Here is a 16,296-nt window from a genome sequence, read left to right on the forward strand (position 1 = left end):
AACACAACTCAACAATTGCTAATTAATACTGTTATTAGGTAATTCTCAATAAGTTGTTGTGACGTTCGTCATTCTCTTCGGCTTTACTCATCATTTTGACTTGCATTTCAAATTGCCTATGATGAGAGATCATCGCCACCATTTCTTCAACAGGGTTCACATTGCTCATTTCAAGTGCACCGCTAATAATACGTACGTTTGGAGATGCGTCACAAAAGCCACAATCATCTCCCACTAAATCGCCTTTAGGTCTGAACAACCCATCGTTCATCTTCGTCATGTTGCGGTTGTCATCGGCTTCAATCAGCTTAATACGGTCAACCGTTTCCAAAAAATTGGCGGGGGCGCCTTGAGGCCTAACGACAACAGAACCATCACTGCCAATTTCAACTTTTTCAATTGGAATAGGTAAAATAATCGGGCCACCCTCTCCAATAACCGGGTTTCCTCGCGACGTAATTAGCTCACCATTCGCCGTAATTTTAAGGTTACCGCTTTTAGTGTACGCCTCTTCACCTTTGCTATCCTGAACTGAAATCCAACCTTTGCCCGTTACAGCAATGTCTAAGTCACGGTCTGTTGTTTGTATTGCCCCCATTTGCATTCTTGAGCCTGGTCTTTCTTCCATTGCAAATACACGAGTTGGCAACCCTTCGCCAAACGCTTGCATGGTTCTAGCTTGTTCAAAGTCAGCTTTAAATCCAACGGTTTTTACATTCGCCAAATTATTGGCATTCATTGAAATACCGACTAAATTCTGTTTCGCACCAGACATGGCAACATACAATAACTTATCCATGACTCACCTTATTGACGATAAATAACACTTATATTGATTAAAGCAAGGATAGTGCCAGTCTATTATATGAGCATGTTTAAATGAGATTTGAAGATAAAAAAAGGCTGCCGAAGCAGCCTAGAGGGTGGTATAAAAACACTACAAAACCATTATCTAATTTGCAAAATGGTTTGCGTGATAGTTGAGTTAACTTCTAGTGCACGTGAGTTTGCTTGGTAGTTACGTTGTGCTGTGATTAAGTCTACCAATTCTGCGGTTAGGTTTACGTTAGATTGCTCAAGTGTGCCCGAACGAATAGAGCCAAAAGTGCCTGAGTCTGCCTCACCTGCTAATGGTTCACCTGACGTTTGGCTTTCAACCCAAGAAGTGTTACCCACCTGTGTTAAGCCTTGATCATTCGCAAAGCGCACTAACGCCACTTTTGAGATAGGCTGCGAATCACCATTTGAATATTTCGCTTCAATTAAGCCGTCTGTACCTATTGAGATCCCCGTTAAACGACCAACTGTTTGCCCATCTTGCGATAGTGATGTGATTTCAAACGGCGAGGAAAACTGCGTTAGATTCGTCATCGAAATATTAAAACGTTGATCTCCTTCGGCACCATTAGTAATAGCGCCAGCACCTAAATATGGCGCACCGTTGAACGGAGCAGGTAGTGGTGTAGGTGTCGCTGCCGCATCACCTAACGGTTCACCTGTTGGCGTTGGAAAGGTTTCAGTTACAGGCGTACCCGATGAATCAAATTGCAGAAGTAAACCACGCTGCTGCTGAACAGGTAATGCTGGGTTTCCATTATCGGCAGACTGGAAAGTATAGCCCTGTGAGCCTGGAGGGCTCAGAACTGGATCATCCGCTAAATCCACAGGAATCACTTCCCCTGCATCATTAGTCACCGTTGCAAACATTAACCAGCTATTTGCATTTGCCTGATTGGCCGCAGACATACCGCCTAAACCTTGTGTGGTTAACGGTGCAGCAGGGTCATAAAAGCCTGCTGCAAATGGTGCTGCGCCACCCGGAGCACCCGCTTGAACTGTTGCAGGATCATTGACTTTTACATAATAAATTGACGCTATTCTACTGTTACCTAACGAGTCATAGATAACCGTTGAAGTAGATGCAGTAAACGTATTGGTGTCAGTCGGATCAAAAGGTGTCGCGTAAGGGTCAATTGGCAGTGCAGTACTATCTAAGTTGAAACTCATATCAATGTTTTCAGTGGCTTTTGGCGAGCCAGCTGTATCAGGAATTTCAATTGCGTTAGTGGTACTTAAACTCACGGATTTTACAGAGCCGTCAGTATTAACTGGGAAGCCTTGCAAGAAGTTACCGTTCGAATCAACAATATAGTTATTCTCGTTCAGCTTAAATGCACCTGCACGAGTATATGTAAAGTCACGAGATAACAAGTTGTCTGTCATCGGGAAGAAACCATTCCCGGTGATCGCCATATCTAACGAATTTGACGTAAATTGCAACGAGCCCTGATGGAATTGCTGTGCAACATCATTTGTTAGCACCCCTTCACCATTTTGAGTCTTGGCATTTGAAAACAATGAGGTTGAATATACGTCAGCAAACTCTGCGCGAGACTCTTTAAAACCTATTGTATTAACGTTAGCGATGTTATTCGCCGTTACATCCAAATCTTTTTGGGCGGCTTTTAAGCCACTTAGTGCGATATTAAATGACATAGTGAAACTCTCCTATGCGAAAATCTATTAGTCTGATAGCGCTAGCACATCATCTAGCGATATTGAATTCATGCCTTCTAGGTTAAGTGACATATTTTGTCCTCCTGAACCTAACGTAACGCTATTTACTCGGGCATAGTTTTGTGTTGGCAACTCCACACTTTCTCCGGCAACCAGCCCTGTTGCCTTCACTTTATAAATACCATCAAGCACTGGCTGTTCATTTTCAGCAATACCATCCCACTCGAATGGTATTTTTCCTGCGGGATGGGCACCAAGAGGGATACTTTTCATCAATTGACCTTTACTGTCTTCAATACGAAGTATCACATCTGTCGCACCGCTTGGCGCATCAAGTTCACCCTTTAACCCTTCACCACCCGACTTAAAACCATAAGGCGTGCTAATTAAAACTCGTTGACCCACTAAGCTTGATGCTTGTAGTGCTTTATTAGAATTAGACGACTCAACAAACTCATCAAATTTATCGCTCATGTTTGATATACCTTCTGCCATAGAGAAGTTCGTCATTTGAGCAATCATTTGATCATTATCAGTTGGCTTCATCGGATCTTGCTGCGCCAGTTGTGTTGTCAAAAGTTTGAAGAAATCTTCTTGAGTAAGCGTTTGGCTACGTTCTTCTTCAGCAACCTTTTTTTCTTCCCATCGTAAGCCATCGGCATAATTGCTGGTGTTATTGGATACACTATTCACGATGCTCTCCTATCAGTTAATTAGCGTTGGCCCATCAAAAGGGTTTTACTTAGCATTTGCTTTGCAGCATCTGCAATTTGAACATTAGTTTGATAATTGCGCGTTGCAGAAATCATATTAGCCATTTCTTCAACCACATTTACATTCGGTTTATAAATAAAGCCGTCTTTGTCAGCCATTGGATGATTAGGCGAAAACTCCCTTTGCAGTGGCGCATCACTTTCAACAATGCCGAGAACCTTAACTCCTACAGATTCTCCTTCTTGATGCACTCCGGCAGCTTTTGTCATTTCAGCGGCAAAAACCGGATGTCTAGCGCGATATGTTTGATCAATGCTACTACTAACCGAGTTCGCATTTGCCATATTACTTGCAGTGGTATTTAGTCGCACAGACTGTGCGCTCATGCCTGTTCCTGCTATATCAAATACATTATAAAGACTCATAATTTCCTACCTTATTTGCCACCGCCGCCAGTGAGCGCTTTCTTTAAACCACTTATTTTGCCATTAAGAAAACGCAAACTAGCTTGGTATTCCATTGCATTTTCAACAAATTTGTTTCGTTCCATTTGTACATCAACCGAGTTGCCGTCACCTGTATCTGGCTGATGTGCCACACGGTACTTAACTTCAGGTTGATGAGATGACTTCAAGTCAAAATGCTTGTGATGAGTAGCAGTCATCTTAGTCGAATAGTTGGATTTGGCTTGTTCAAGGGCTTGTTGAAAGTCGAGATCTTTCGCTTTATAACCAGGAGTATCGGCATTAGCGATATTGCTGGATAATAGCTCTGCTCGGCGTGAACGCGCTAGAAGCGCATCGGGATGAATGCCAAAAGCTTTGTCGAAACTGATTGCCATAACTGCTCCAAACTATCGGTTTGATAAATCGTTTGGATTAATTAATGCAATCAGTACGCCAGCTTTTAAGGTATTTTAAAAATTTATGTTTTCTTGCGGTAAATAATGCCTGGATTACAGCGCACCATGTCAAAATCATCACTGAGCCCAGTCATTGACTCAGAAGCACCTAAGAATAAGTACCCCTTAGGGTTCAATGATTTAGCGAACTGACCAATGATTCTAGACTTTACTTCTGGCGAGAAATAAATAAGCACATTGCGGCAAAAAATAATATCGAACTTACCTAATAACGTGTAATTATCAAGCAAGTTTAGGTGCCTAAAAGTGATCGCACGGCGAATATTGTCTTTAACTTGCAGCAAACCATTGCCGCAGTCTTGGAAGTATTTTGACTTTCTTTCAGTTGACAACCCTCGCGCAATAGCAAGTGAGTCATACTTAGCACTTTTACAATGCTCAAGCATGCTATTAGAAATATCTGTACCAACAATACTCGCTTTTACCGATTTTGTGCCAGGATTTTGACTATTATACTCATCAACCGTCATCGCTATTGAGTAAGGTTCCTGACCAGATGAAGATGCAGCCGACCATATTTTTACAGACTTTTTCCCTTCGGCAGCAAATTCTGGCAATAGTCTATTTTTAAGTAAATCAAAGGGGTATGTATCTCGGAACCATAATGTCTCATTTGTTGTCATTGCGTCAACAACGGTGGCCCGTAACTCCCTTTCATGCGCTTTTAAAGTGCGATTAACCAGCTCTGAGAGTGTTTCTACTCCAAACTGGCTCATTAAAGGGGCAAGTCGACTTTTTACTAAATACTGTTTATTTTGCCCCAATACGATACCGCATTGTTGCTCTAAAAAGTCGCTGAACATTTTATATTCTTGATCTGCAAGAGTCTTATTTGGCACTGTTACTTAGCCTCATTGAAATAATTCATTGTAAATATGTGCGTAAAATTAGTGAACAATATAAAAGCTAGTCTGCTTTCACCCATTTATTTACTGCCGTTGCCAGTTCGTCTGGGTTAAATTTTGCAATAAAATCGTCAGCCCCAACCTTCTCCACCATCGCATGATTAAAAACACCACTCAGTGAGGTATGAAGTATTACATGCAAAGGTGCTAAATTAGGTCTTGCTTTCACTTCCGCCGTTAAGGTGTAACCATCCATCTCTGGCATTTCAACATCAGATATCAGTAACGCTACTTTTTCACGAATATCCGTTTCACATTGCTCACCTAACTCAATTAAACGCTCTAGGGCCTCTTTGCCGTTTTTACACAACTCCATATCTAAGCCTAGCGTTTCAAGAGATCGTTTAATTTGATTACGCGCCACTGCAGAGTCATCTGCAATGAGTACAATTTTTTCACCCACATGACTTTGCAGGTCATCATCAGTGATCACACCTTCACTGATCTCAGTTGCAATCGGAGAGATTTCATCAAGAATTTTTTCAACATCAAGGATCTCAACAAGCTCTTTATCTACCTCTGTAACTGCAGTTAAATAACTATATCTGCCAGTACCTTGAGGTGGTGGCATAATTGATTCCCAGTTAATATTAATTATTCGTTCTACTGAATTAACTAAGAAACCTTGTACTGAGCGGTTATATTCAGCAATGATGACAAAACAATTAGTAATGTCTTCAATTGGTTTGCCGCCTGTAGCCATACTTAAGTCAATCACTGAGATAGTTTGACCACGAATATGGGCGACACCGCGAATATATTGATTACGTTTCGGAAGTGAGGTTAATGGCGGACATTGCAGTACTTCACGCACTTTAAATACATTAATGCCAAAACGTTGTCGCCCTGCGAGCTTGAATAACAGTAGCTCTAAACGGTTTTGGCCAACCAGTTGAGTTCGCTGGTTTACGGAATCTAAAAGCCCTGCCATGTTTTGCTCCTACATTTATATACGGTATAAAAATTGCTTGATGGTAAACACTAATAAATTAGACGCCTTATCAAGTACAATTTTAGTACCTGTATTGTGTTAAGCTTCAGTTTATATTTTTTTTCAAACTAAAGCATAGTAAATTCGCCGCGAAAATGTTTAATAAACGAGAGAAATATTTGAATTTTATTAAAAATACACTGCTTATTATAGCGCTATTAAGCGTATTGAAGGTAACGGCAGCAACGCCAGAAAGTTTAGCAATTAATGATGCCAGCGATGCAAAGTTAACGCGAGTTAGCCTTCAGCAAATGGCTGAAAACTATGTAAAAGAGTTAATTTCACCTTCTGATGAACAACTCATCTCCTTTACTGCGGTACCACTCGACACGCGTATAGAACCTAAGCAGTGCAACGCTCCTGTCGAGTTATCTGTTCCCGCTAATTCATCTTTCAGACGTTATGCTATGGTTAGTGTAAAGTGCGCAGATATCCCAGGATGGAGCTTATATATTCAAGTCAAAATCCAACGATTAATTAATGTTGTTGTCGCGTCAATGAATATCCCTAAAGGAAAAGTAATAACTAAATCAGACGTTAAGCTCATTGCAAAAGAAAAAACTTATGTTCGCAACAAATTTGTCGATAACCCGGTTGCATTAATCGGTTCTAAAGCAAAGCGATTTATTTCGCAGCATCAAATTATTGACTTAGGAGCACTTTGTTTTGTGTGTAAAGGTGATGCCGTAACGATTCTTGCTAAATCGAGTAGTTTAGCCGTCAAAACATCGGGTGTTGCTCTGCAAGACGGTTCTTTAGGTGCATTAATTAGAGTTAAAAATACTAGCTCAAACAAACAGATAAAAGCGACTGTAACTTCTGTAGGTAAAGTTCAAGTAAATTTTTAGAAATTATGTTAAAGTTTTCTTTAGTCACGCCGATATATATGACAGGTAGAAAAACGGGTGGTGAATATCATGGTTAATGAAGTAAACAGAGGCAATAACGCCAAGGTTGATTACACAAGTAATCAGCAATCATCGAAGAAGGTCGATGCAGAGCAAAAGGCGACTCAAACCGCTGTTCAACAAACGCAGTCTAATAAAGCAACTAGCGATGCTGTTACTCTTACACCGCAAGCGCAGCAGCTTAAAGAGTTACAGAAAAAAGTTGAAAATTCGAGCGGGTTTGATCAACAGAAAGTACAAAAAGTGAAAAAAGCTATTTCTGAAGGGCATTATCAAGTTGATGTTGACAAACTTGCCGATAAAATAGCTAGTCATGAAATTGACTTGTTTGGTCGTTAGTAGCCATTGTGCTTATTAGGCAGAGTTTAATAAATAATATTGGTATGAGGTATTAATTTAATGTCGCTTGAATTATTAATTCAACAAGAAAGTTGCTTAGAGCAATTGTTAGAAGTGATGAAAAAAGAGCTGACAGCAATTGCTGAACGTGATCATCAAGCACTAACTGATCTTGTTGCATTAAAAGAAGAGCTGCTTAAACAAATTACTAATATTGACAATACGTTAGCACAAACCAACCTATCAGCCGAGCGTAAAGAAAATCCAGTGTTAGATAAAAAAATTAACACGATTAAAGAACTATTAGAACAATGCAAAGCACAAAATGAAGCTAACTTCTTAGCTGCAAATCAAAGTCAAATTGCCGTCAATAAATTAAGAACTATTCTATTTGGTGCTAGTGGAACAACAACTTACGGCAAAAAAGGCACAGCCTATAGCTCGTCTCCTACATTAGGAAAAGGCATTAAAGCATAACGCCCCTCCCCGTTTCGCGCATTTAATAAAATGAAACCTTCTTAACTCTGCGAGTTTTATTAGAAACTCGATAAAGCTCATATACCTGTTTCATATCTAACTCTAATTCTGTGGCATAGGTATCACCCACAGCGTAAGTTTTTATGACTTTTGCCCCTTTAATCAATCCATTAACCTTAGTTTTCAGATTATCATTACGACTGACTAAATTTTGCATACTTGAACTAGATGATATTTGCTGGCCGTATACTTGCTCAGCTAATTCTCTATACGCATCTAATTTTGAGGCTCTAATCGCCATTAACACTTTTAATTGTTGCGACTCTCCTTTTTGAAGGCTTATAGGCGCGAAGCCCACAGCTCTAATAATTGGAAAGTTTTTTGGCTCTTCATATTCCCACTCAATATGTTTATCAAAAAATTGAGCACAACCGCTTAAGCCAACTGTTAACACAACCGCCGTTAATACTTTTGCTGTGGCACCATTCCACCTACATAACCGCTCTTTAGTAGGAAACATAGACAGCAGCCTGTTTTTAAATAACAACATATTAAAACCTTCACTTTATAACTAGGGCACAGTGTAATAATGTTTATAAAAGCAAAAGCTATACCAGCTCGCAAATATTAGGCCCGCACTCATTATTTAATTTCAAGCAGGCATGATTCATGCTTATATTAGACTAGTATTCTTATAAACACTGATGACGAGAATTGCAGTATGACACACAACGTTTTGTTTGGCTTACTATTAGCCACAGGCCTACTCATTAGCACTAGCGTGTCTGCCGAGTGGTATGAAGCCGTAGGACAAGCAGAAATTAGAAGAGGTGACAAAGACAATGCGCAACAGCGTGCAATTCAAGACGCAGTTAAACATGCTTTGTTGTTTTCAGGCGCCACAGTGAATAGTATTCAAGAAGTCAGTGACGGTGTTTTGACGAATAACGCAATGAAAATTATGTCTAGCGGCTCTGTTCAGTCTATCGAGCTGATTAATGAAACGCATACAGCCAACTCTGTGATGGTTACCATACGATTAGATATCACTTCAGAGCAGAATCAATGCACAACCTCTGACTTTAAAAAAAGCATCGCAATTACGCAGTTTAACTTATCAGATCAAGCACAAGCGAAAATTGGTGGCTTATATTATCTAGGAAAAGATTTTGCTAAAAAATTAACGCAAAATATTGAACGCGATAGTTTTAAGTTAGTTGCTCGCCCTTGGTATCAAAAAAAGCTAAATTTAGATGCCTTTCGCAGCGAATATTTTTCCGCAGATGATGCACTAATAGAGCAAATTTCAGCACGTAGTGATAGCCAATTCGTTTTATTTGGCACCTTAACCGATGTATCCATGGGTGACAAAGTCAGCAGCGACTTAACCTTTTGGCGTGATGATGTATATGATCGTTATTTTGCTGTCGAATACATTATTTTTGACGCTTTTACTAAAGAACTCATTGATCGTAACCAAATAACGCTAAGTGCAGATTGGACTTTTAACCTGAAAGAAAGCATCAATACCAACAGCTCAAAATTTTGGCATTCCACTTACGGTCAAGCAATTGAGCGCGTAGCTAGCCAGTTACAAATCAATATTGAAGAACAGTTAGCATGCCAGCAACTTGAGGGTAAAATTTTAAAGGTAATTGACAATCAAGTAGTTGTAAATTTAGGTAAAGAAAATGGCGTTGAGCCGGGACAAACGTTTATTGTGGCACACCGCACCAATGGTAAAGGACCTTCATCTAAAACGTTACCAGCCTACACCGTAACTCAATATAAAATCCGTATCGAGCAAAGCCATCAGCACTCCGCCATCGGCTCGTCAATCGACGACATGTTGCTAGGTAACGTACAGGAAGATGATGTGATCTTACTTGCGCCGATTAATGAGTTTGATTAGTCTTTTTTGGAGCTTCATCCAAGCTTGTGCTTTGTGGTAATTGGTTAATGGCTTCAAGTATAAATGATTGCGGTTGCTCTGGTTTTATCTCGTACAAAGGTAACGACTGATTTTCAAGCGCCTTAATGTAAAACTCAATTGGCCACAAATGCGGCGACGCATCATATTCATAATGTTGATTTACCGCAGTCACATCATGTGAATAGCTTAATGGAAAAGCTTGATTGCTGCCGTAAACACTGTCTCTAGTATCATAATAGGTGTCACTGACATCCGCACAACTGCCAAACGCCTTAACACCATAGTCCCAAAATACTCCGCCATAAATAGTAACGGGATCTAAATACGTTGTTTTAATATAGATATCTTTATTTATTGCTTTTACCGCTAAACACGTTCCGTAATTAACAAATGCACCGCAACTATGCCCTATTAAATGCATTTTCGTAAGTTGAGTATTGGATAAAGCCAAACGCGCTATTACACCACCAATGCGCATCGCATTTATTGAGCATGTAAGCGGATTAGTAGCGTGGCTGCGCCAATCTAATGCAAATATCGCAGCATTTGGAAACTTATTCTTTAGTATTGTTGTCAGCCGACGATCCCAATCCGAGCCCAGATCATTTAAGCCGTGGGATACCATCACCCAATGGCTGGCTTGCTGAAATTCAGCTTTGTTATACGTATCAAAATACGTATCAAAATTTCGTGGCCAAAAAATAAAAGTAATGATAAGCAGTGAAACAATTAAAAATGAGACAACAGGAAGGGTAATAGATAAATGAATAAACCACTTTACCAATGGATGACTACTTCTATATTTGTTTATTAACAAAAAACTGCCTTAACATTGTTTTGTATTGGATTTATTTAGCTTATTTAGCCAAATAACTAAGTGTTACCTGCTGCTCTATCGTGTCTTGTGGCTCCTTAATCGCCACACTTAAAATATAACTCTCATTAGCGTCTTTACATACAAATTTGCAGCTGTACGCCTTTAAGTTATGAATATTAATGAACTTGATTATATCTTTTGATAATAGCTCACTTAATGGCTTGTTTAATGCCTTCGCTACTGCTTCTTTTAATGTCCACTTTTGATAAAACACATCTTCTTTTGTTTTAATACCATGATTATTGAAACTATCATTTAACGCTAGGCTCCATTCATGTTCATGAAAAAAAGAAGTGCTAATCTTTTGTACGTCTCTTTTGCTATTAATCTTTTCAATATCAACACCAATAACAGGCTGGCAATGGTTAATACCCAGCATTAGCATTTTTCCTGAGTGACTCAATGAGAACACATCAGTAAATACATGTACTTTAGAATCTTTACGGTGCCATTTAACTTGAAGTACGTTTTGCTCTGAATTAAAAAACACTTCTAAACACTTCAGGTCTAAAACGTGATATTGATTCATAATAAATGTTTTAATTAAGAAACGGCTCATTCTGAAGTGAGATTTAGCGAGTTCAGCTTTACGGGCATCTAAAACCTTTAACTCATTTTCCGTCAACCAGTCTTGATGCTGTAAAAGCAATGTATCATTAATAACCCTGCACAAAACAACCTGTTGAGTATTAGCTATTATTGTTTCTAAGGTACAAGAATTTGAAAGCAGATTAATAAATTTCATCAATAGCATGCTCAACTACCTAAAATAGATTTACCTTAGGTAGTTAAAGTACTCTGCTGGCAATTAAGAGTCGACTTTTATCAAAGTGCCCTTCAACGTTACACCCGCCATAATGTTACCCGCTCCGCATTCATACTCTGATTCACTAACAAACTCTCTTTTTTTGTAGAAAGATTGAATATTAGTTACCGCATTCATTCCTTCTCTTTTTGCTCTTTCTTGCAATGCTTTTAACGCCGAGAGCATTACCCACTCACATGCTTCTCGGTCAGATTTCATAAATGCATTAGTCTTTTTATTTGTCATCACTTCACCATACTGCTCTATTGGTTTTGGGTATGTTTGTGTGCCAAAATAAAGTGAAACGTCTGACAATAAAGCCTCTTTGGCTTTGCTTGACGCGAGTAATGACTCTACAGGATAGGTATTAATTGAGTCTCGAGCGATTGCTTGACTGGTTACCATTGAACCAAGTAAAGCCAATAAAATTGCTGATTTATTCTTCATAGTTATTATTCCTTTTTGAGTAAAAAATCCACATTGCACCAATACCAATAGTCCAGTTATGATTTTGAGCCATTAATGGGCTATCGATTTGTTTAGAGCCAGAAAAATTGTAATACTTTACAAAGCCGCCAAGCCATAGTTTTTTATTTTTATACACTAATCCTGTTGATACGTCGCTGCCTGCATACCCAGCTTCAGCCTGATAACATGGCCTGAAAGGCAGTCGCTGTTGCGGGGTAACACCGTAAAAGTAATTCAAATACTGTTTGTCAGCAAAATTGATGTTTACTCTCGTCGCCCAGCTTATATTTGGTTGGTTTAAAACCGTAATAGGCTGTTGAAGGTACCAATTTAGCCCTCCTCGCCAACCTTCATCATCTAGATATGTAAAATCAGTAGCAATAACTTTATGAGCAAATAAAGCCATAAAATGCTGCTTATTCAAGTTTTTCTGATTATTGATAAAGTACTTTAAAGAAACACCACCCTCAAATGTCCAATCGAGATCTGGCATCCCTTTTCGAAGCTGATTATCGTCACTGTTAACTGGAACACCAGCAGAAGCCGACAAGTCCAACCTCCAATTGTCACTTTGCCAAAGCTCTCCCGTAAAACCATTACGATCAATTTTTACATTTTCATCTTTATAATAAAAATACGGTAGGGGTAATAAGTAACTTTCAGATTGATCTGATCCAAGATAATCGGGCATTGATAATGCGAATGCCCCCATCCCTAAATCTAATTGATAAGCAACTGCATTGGGCGTTAATGTTAGCAAGCTAACAAAAAGTCCTATAGTTAGTGCTGTTAACTGACGCTGAAAAAAGTTAAATAGTACTTTCATTTCATACTTAATGATTAGACGACCAACGCTTAAAAATCAGAGAGGTATTAATACCACCAAACGCAAAATTATTACTCATTACATAATCAGTTGAAAGAGGCCGTCCTTCCCCACTTATATAATCTAATGGTGCACATTCCTCATCCACGTTTTCTAAATTTGCCGTTGGCGCAAACCAGTTGTCTTGCATCATATTGATACAAGCCCACGCTTCAATAGAACCACAAGCACCCAAGGTATGCCCTAAATAGCTTTTCAATGAACTAATTGGTTTTGTGCCTAGTATGTCATAGGTTGCCTGAGATTCTGCTATATCGCCTTTATCCGTTGCAGTACCGTGAGCATTAACGTAGCCAATTTGGCTCGCATCTAAATTTGCATCTTCTAGTGCCAACTGCAAGGCGGCTCTCATCGTTTCAGAGGTGGGCTGAGTAACATGTACGCCGTCGGCATTCGTTCCAAAACCTACTAATTCAGCTAGAATTGTTGCCCCACGAGCTTGAGCATGCTCTAACTCTTCCAAGATCAAAGTACAAGACCCCTCTCCAATGACGAGTCCATCTCTGTCTTTATCAAAAGGCCGTGGCGTTTGCTCGGGTGTCTCATTTTTAGTGCTGGTGGCATATAACGTATCAAATACTGCGGCTTCCGAAATACAAAGCTCTTCAGCACCACCAGCTACCATCACTTTTTGTTTACCAAACTTTATTGCTTCGTACGCGTAACCTATTCCTTGCGAACCAGACGTACAAGCAGAGCTAGTGGTAATTGTTCGTCCCTTTAAGCCAAAATAAACCCCTACATTAACAGGTGCTGTATGTGCCATCATCTGGATATAGCTAGTAGCGGTTACGCCTGCCATGGCGCCTGTTTCCATCATTTTTCCAAATGGAATTATCGGCCCTGTAGAACCAATAGATGAACCGAAAGATATGCCTGTATTGCCATTCGTTAAACTTGGATGATCAATTAACCCTGCTTGTTCTAATGCGAGTTCAGTCGTACGGGTTGCCATCAATGACACCCGCCCCATGGAGCGAACTTTCTTTCGTTTATAATGCGCAGGCTTTTCAAAATGCGTTACTGGTGCAGCCAAACGCGTATTCATTCCTTCCACGTAGTCCCAGTTATCCATGTGAACAACAGCATTTTTGCCACTTTCTAAAGCGGCTCTAAAAGTTTGCCAGTCATCCCCTAAGGCGGTAATTGCTGACATTCCTGTTACGACAACCCGTTTCATCACACTAATCCACCATTTACTGAAATGACTTGCCTAGTTATGTATGCTGCATCTTCAGACATCAAAAATGAAACGGTTCCAGCAACTTCAGTTACCGACCCCATTCTACGCAAAGGCACCATTTTTAAAATATCATCAATTGGTAAGTCATCGGTCATTTCTGTTTCAATCAATCCTGGAGCAACGCAATTAACCGTTATTTTTCGTTTCGCAAGCTCTAATGATAACGCCTTAGTTGCACCAATAATTCCCGCTTTTGCAGCACTGTAGTTAACTTGCCCTCTATTTCCTGCTAAACCAGAAACCGATGCCATAGTTACTATGCGACCTCCTTTTCTAGCCTGAACCATAGGCATAACCACAGGGTGTACAACATTGTAGAAACCTTCTAATCCCGTTTTTACTACTGTATCCCAATCGTCACCAGTCATCGCAGGAAACGCCATGTCGCGGGTTACACCTGCATTACAAACAACGCCGTAATACACACCGTGTTCTGCTATGTCATTTTCAATTTGCGATTTAGCTGTTTCTCTGTCACACACATCAAACTGCAAAAGTGTCGCCTTTTGGCCAACAGACTCTATTTGTTGAATTGTTTCTTTTGCTTGCGCGAGACCCGAACGGCAATGCACAGCAATATCATAGCCTTGTTCTGCTAGTTTAAGCGCAATCCCTTTGCCAATACCACGACTAGATCCTGTAACTAAAATACGCTTACTCATTGCTGTTCCTTTATAAATTTTTCTGGAGATTCTGGCTGAAAAACATTTATTTTTGCGCTTGCAAGCAAGGTTTGCTCTTGCTCAATCGTGCATTCAAATACACTTAACCCTGACTCTTCTTGATAAAGTTCTTCCACTTTAATCACTAATTTTTGATGTAATTTGAATATACTGGTATGCGTTTCAAATTTGCGAGTACCAAGCAGAAAGCCAATTTTTACATGCTCATTGTTATCAAGGGCATTTGCACCGGCATAGGCCGCAATGGCTTGAGCCATATATTCGATTCCAATATAACTTGGTACACCAGATAACGATGATTGGTAAAATGGCGATTCCGGGCAAATAGCTACCCAACACTCCGCACTTTTCTGAGTGTAAGACGCCATCCCATCAATTAAAATCATAGGCTCTCTATGAGAGATAACCTGTTCAATATTATATTGATTCACTGAGTTTTTCCGAGAAGTAAACTAATATTATTGCCGCCAAAAGCAAACGAGTTAGTCATACAGTATACAAGCTTATCTAGCTTCTGGCCTTGGCTTAGGTTTATTGGGGACAACGATTTATCACGGGATAAATCACACTTATTTACAGGAATGGCATTATCTTTATTTAAAGTACTTAATAGTAACCAAGTTAACCCTGCCTCAATGGCACCGGCAGCACCCAGAGTATGACCAGTAAATCGCTTAGTTGAACTTACTGGAACTCGTTGACCAAATAACCTATAAATGGCCTTTGCTTCCATATCGTCATTTTTTATTGTGCCCGTGCCATGTAGATTAACGTAATCGATGTCATTCTTAGTGATACCGCTAATATTTAGAGCTGTTTCCATCGCAGCGTAGGCTCCCTCCCCTTCTGGAGAAGGCGATGAAACATGGTAAGCGTCTGATGTTTCTCCTGCGGCGATCAGTGCAACGCCTGACGTTTGCTTGCTCATAACAAATAGTGCAGCACCTTCACCTATATTGATGCCATCGCGATCTTCGCAAAACGGATTACAATACGCCTCTGCTGTCGACTCTAAAGCTTTAAAACCATTTATGGGCAAGCGACTTAATGTATCAACCCCGCCGCAGATAACGATATCGGCTAAGTCGCTTTCAATCAGTGCTTTAGCGCTGACGAGTGCCTTAGCACTAGAACTACATGCGGTAGAAATGCTGTAGACAGGACCTTCAGCTTGCATTACGTGAGCTATAAACTCTGCGGGCGCGCCCATCTCTTGAGTCGCATAGTGATATTCGTCTGGCATTTTTTGTGAATTAGCCAGTACTGAGCGAGCTTGCTCTCCTTCTAAAATACCTGAGGTGCTGGTACCTATAACAACAGCAATACGAGAATTAGGCACGTTTTTAGATAAGCGTGTAACCGAATCTTTTATTTGCTCATATGCGTTAAGCAACAATTGATTATTGCGGCTTTGTAAATGTTTAGGTAAATGACTCAGTTGAGGCAAGCTTACTTTTACCTGCCCTGTATAAAAGGTTTGCTCGCCAATACCAATATGCTCGTCTGGCAACAGGTATTCTTTTTCAGGGTGGTTGATCAATGAATCAAATACCGCTGTTTTTCCTTCACCGAGAGCGCAAACAATCCCTAAGTCATTTAAATTTATTGCCATTGACTATTTCTCATAT

20 protein-coding genes are annotated in these 16,296 nt (G+C 39.9%); 4 read left to right on the forward strand and 16 right to left on the reverse strand.

Going from position 1 to position 16,296, the window contains the following annotated elements:
* Window positions 1-34: 34 nt before the first annotated feature.
* The 7 genes from HUU81_RS10975 to HUU81_RS11005 form a co-directional block, all read right to left on the reverse strand.
* Window positions 35-799, reverse strand: coding sequence for a flagellar basal body rod protein FlgF (locus tag HUU81_RS10975; protein ID WP_199608994.1), 765 nt, complete (start codon window positions 797-799; stop codon window positions 35-37).
* 149 nt (window positions 800-948) lie between these two features.
* Window positions 949-2,496: a flagellar hook protein FlgE gene (gene flgE / locus HUU81_RS10980; protein WP_199608995.1), complete on the reverse strand. Its 1,548-nt coding sequence runs from the start codon at window positions 2,494-2,496 to the stop codon at window positions 949-951.
* 27 nt (window positions 2,497-2,523) lie between these two features.
* Entirely contained in the window at window positions 2,524-3,210 is a 687-nt protein-coding gene (locus HUU81_RS10985; RefSeq protein WP_199608996.1) for a flagellar hook assembly protein FlgD, read from the reverse strand.
* 20 nt (window positions 3,211-3,230) lie between these two features.
* The gene (gene flgC / locus HUU81_RS10990; RefSeq protein WP_199608997.1) at window positions 3,231-3,656 is read right to left on the reverse strand and encodes a flagellar basal body rod protein FlgC; all 426 of its coding nucleotides are present in this window, start codon (window positions 3,654-3,656) and stop codon (window positions 3,231-3,233) included.
* Between the two features lie 11 nt (window positions 3,657-3,667).
* Window positions 3,668-4,072: a flagellar basal body rod protein FlgB gene (gene flgB / locus HUU81_RS10995; RefSeq protein WP_199608998.1), complete on the reverse strand. Its 405-nt coding sequence runs from the start codon at window positions 4,070-4,072 to the stop codon at window positions 3,668-3,670.
* 83 nt (window positions 4,073-4,155) lie between these two features.
* Complete coding sequence (locus HUU81_RS11000) at window positions 4,156-4,992, reverse strand: CheR family methyltransferase (protein ID WP_407644824.1); 837 nt, start codon at window positions 4,990-4,992, stop codon at window positions 4,156-4,158.
* 67 nt (window positions 4,993-5,059) lie between these two features.
* A complete protein-coding gene (locus HUU81_RS11005; protein WP_199608999.1) occupies window positions 5,060-5,989 on the reverse strand; it encodes a chemotaxis protein in 930 nt (309 codons plus the stop codon).
* Window positions 5,990-6,168: 179 nt separating this feature from the next.
* Between HUU81_RS11005 and flgA the strand changes: the two genes are divergently transcribed.
* The 3 genes from flgA (at window position 6,169) to HUU81_RS11020 (ending at window position 7,773) form a co-directional block, all read left to right on the forward strand.
* On the forward strand, window positions 6,169-6,897 hold the full coding sequence (gene flgA / locus HUU81_RS11010; protein ID WP_199609000.1) for a flagellar basal body P-ring formation chaperone FlgA: 729 nt from the start codon (window positions 6,169-6,171) through the stop codon (window positions 6,895-6,897).
* Between the two features lie 69 nt (window positions 6,898-6,966).
* Window positions 6,967-7,296 (forward strand): flagellar biosynthesis anti-sigma factor FlgM, encoded by a 330-nt coding sequence (flgM, locus tag HUU81_RS11015; protein WP_199609001.1) that lies wholly within the window; start codon window positions 6,967-6,969, stop codon window positions 7,294-7,296.
* 60 nt (window positions 7,297-7,356) lie between these two features.
* Complete coding sequence (locus HUU81_RS11020; RefSeq protein ID WP_199609002.1) at window positions 7,357-7,773, forward strand: flagella synthesis protein FlgN; 417 nt, start codon at window positions 7,357-7,359, stop codon at window positions 7,771-7,773.
* Between the two features lie 22 nt (window positions 7,774-7,795).
* Here HUU81_RS11020 and HUU81_RS11025 read toward each other — a convergent pair whose 3' ends face one another.
* Complete coding sequence (locus HUU81_RS11025) at window positions 7,796-8,293, reverse strand: LPP20 family lipoprotein (protein ID WP_199612033.1); 498 nt, start codon at window positions 8,291-8,293, stop codon at window positions 7,796-7,798.
* A 201-nt stretch (window positions 8,294-8,494) separates the two neighbouring features.
* Here HUU81_RS11025 and HUU81_RS11030 point away from each other — a divergent pair, with 201 nt between their 5' ends.
* Window positions 8,495-9,685 carry a flagellar assembly protein T N-terminal domain-containing protein gene (locus HUU81_RS11030; protein ID WP_199609003.1) on the forward strand — a complete coding sequence of 397 codons (1,191 nt, stop codon included), beginning with the start codon at window positions 8,495-8,497 and terminating at the stop codon, window positions 9,683-9,685.
* Here HUU81_RS11030 and HUU81_RS11035 read toward each other — a convergent pair.
* The 8 genes from HUU81_RS11035 to HUU81_RS11070 all read right to left on the reverse strand — a co-directional run bounded on the left by HUU81_RS11035 (window position 9,669) and on the right by HUU81_RS11070 (window position 16,280).
* On the reverse strand, window positions 9,669-10,523 hold the full coding sequence (locus HUU81_RS11035; RefSeq protein ID WP_199609004.1) for a hypothetical protein: 855 nt from the start codon (window positions 10,521-10,523) through the stop codon (window positions 9,669-9,671). The two genes, HUU81_RS11030 and HUU81_RS11035, sit on opposite strands and share 17 nt — an antisense overlap.
* 40 nt (window positions 10,524-10,563) lie before the next feature.
* Complete coding sequence (locus HUU81_RS11040) at window positions 10,564-11,328, reverse strand: 4'-phosphopantetheinyl transferase family protein (RefSeq protein ID WP_199609005.1); 765 nt, start codon at window positions 11,326-11,328, stop codon at window positions 10,564-10,566.
* A 63-nt stretch (window positions 11,329-11,391) separates the two neighbouring features.
* The gene (locus HUU81_RS11045; RefSeq protein ID WP_199609006.1) at window positions 11,392-11,835 is read right to left on the reverse strand and encodes an excinuclease ABC subunit A; all 444 of its coding nucleotides are present in this window, start codon (window positions 11,833-11,835) and stop codon (window positions 11,392-11,394) included.
* Window positions 11,825-12,682: a MipA/OmpV family protein gene (locus HUU81_RS11050; protein WP_199609007.1), complete on the reverse strand. Its 858-nt coding sequence runs from the start codon at window positions 12,680-12,682 to the stop codon at window positions 11,825-11,827. The genes HUU81_RS11045 and HUU81_RS11050 overlap by 11 nt, the downstream gene beginning before the upstream one ends.
* Before the next feature lie 7 nt (window positions 12,683-12,689).
* Complete coding sequence (locus HUU81_RS11055) at window positions 12,690-13,922, reverse strand: beta-ketoacyl-ACP synthase (protein WP_199612034.1); 1,233 nt, start codon at window positions 13,920-13,922, stop codon at window positions 12,690-12,692.
* Window positions 13,922-14,647: a 3-oxoacyl-ACP reductase FabG gene (gene fabG, locus HUU81_RS11060; RefSeq protein WP_199609008.1), complete on the reverse strand. Its 726-nt coding sequence runs from the start codon at window positions 14,645-14,647 to the stop codon at window positions 13,922-13,924. Before fabG ends, HUU81_RS11055 begins: the two co-directional genes overlap by 1 nt.
* Complete coding sequence (locus HUU81_RS11065; protein WP_199609009.1) at window positions 14,644-15,099, reverse strand: ApeP family dehydratase; 456 nt, start codon at window positions 15,097-15,099, stop codon at window positions 14,644-14,646. The genes fabG and HUU81_RS11065 overlap by 4 nt, the downstream gene beginning before the upstream one ends.
* Complete coding sequence (locus HUU81_RS11070; RefSeq protein ID WP_199609010.1) at window positions 15,096-16,280, reverse strand: beta-ketoacyl-ACP synthase; 1,185 nt, start codon at window positions 16,278-16,280, stop codon at window positions 15,096-15,098. The genes HUU81_RS11065 and HUU81_RS11070 overlap by 4 nt, the downstream gene beginning before the upstream one ends.
* Between the last annotated feature and the right edge of the window lie 16 nt (window positions 16,281-16,296).

The sequence above is a fragment of the Flocculibacter collagenilyticus genome (genome assembly GCF_016469335.1).
GTDB lineage: Bacteria > Pseudomonadota > Gammaproteobacteria > Enterobacterales > Alteromonadaceae > Flocculibacter > Flocculibacter collagenilyticus.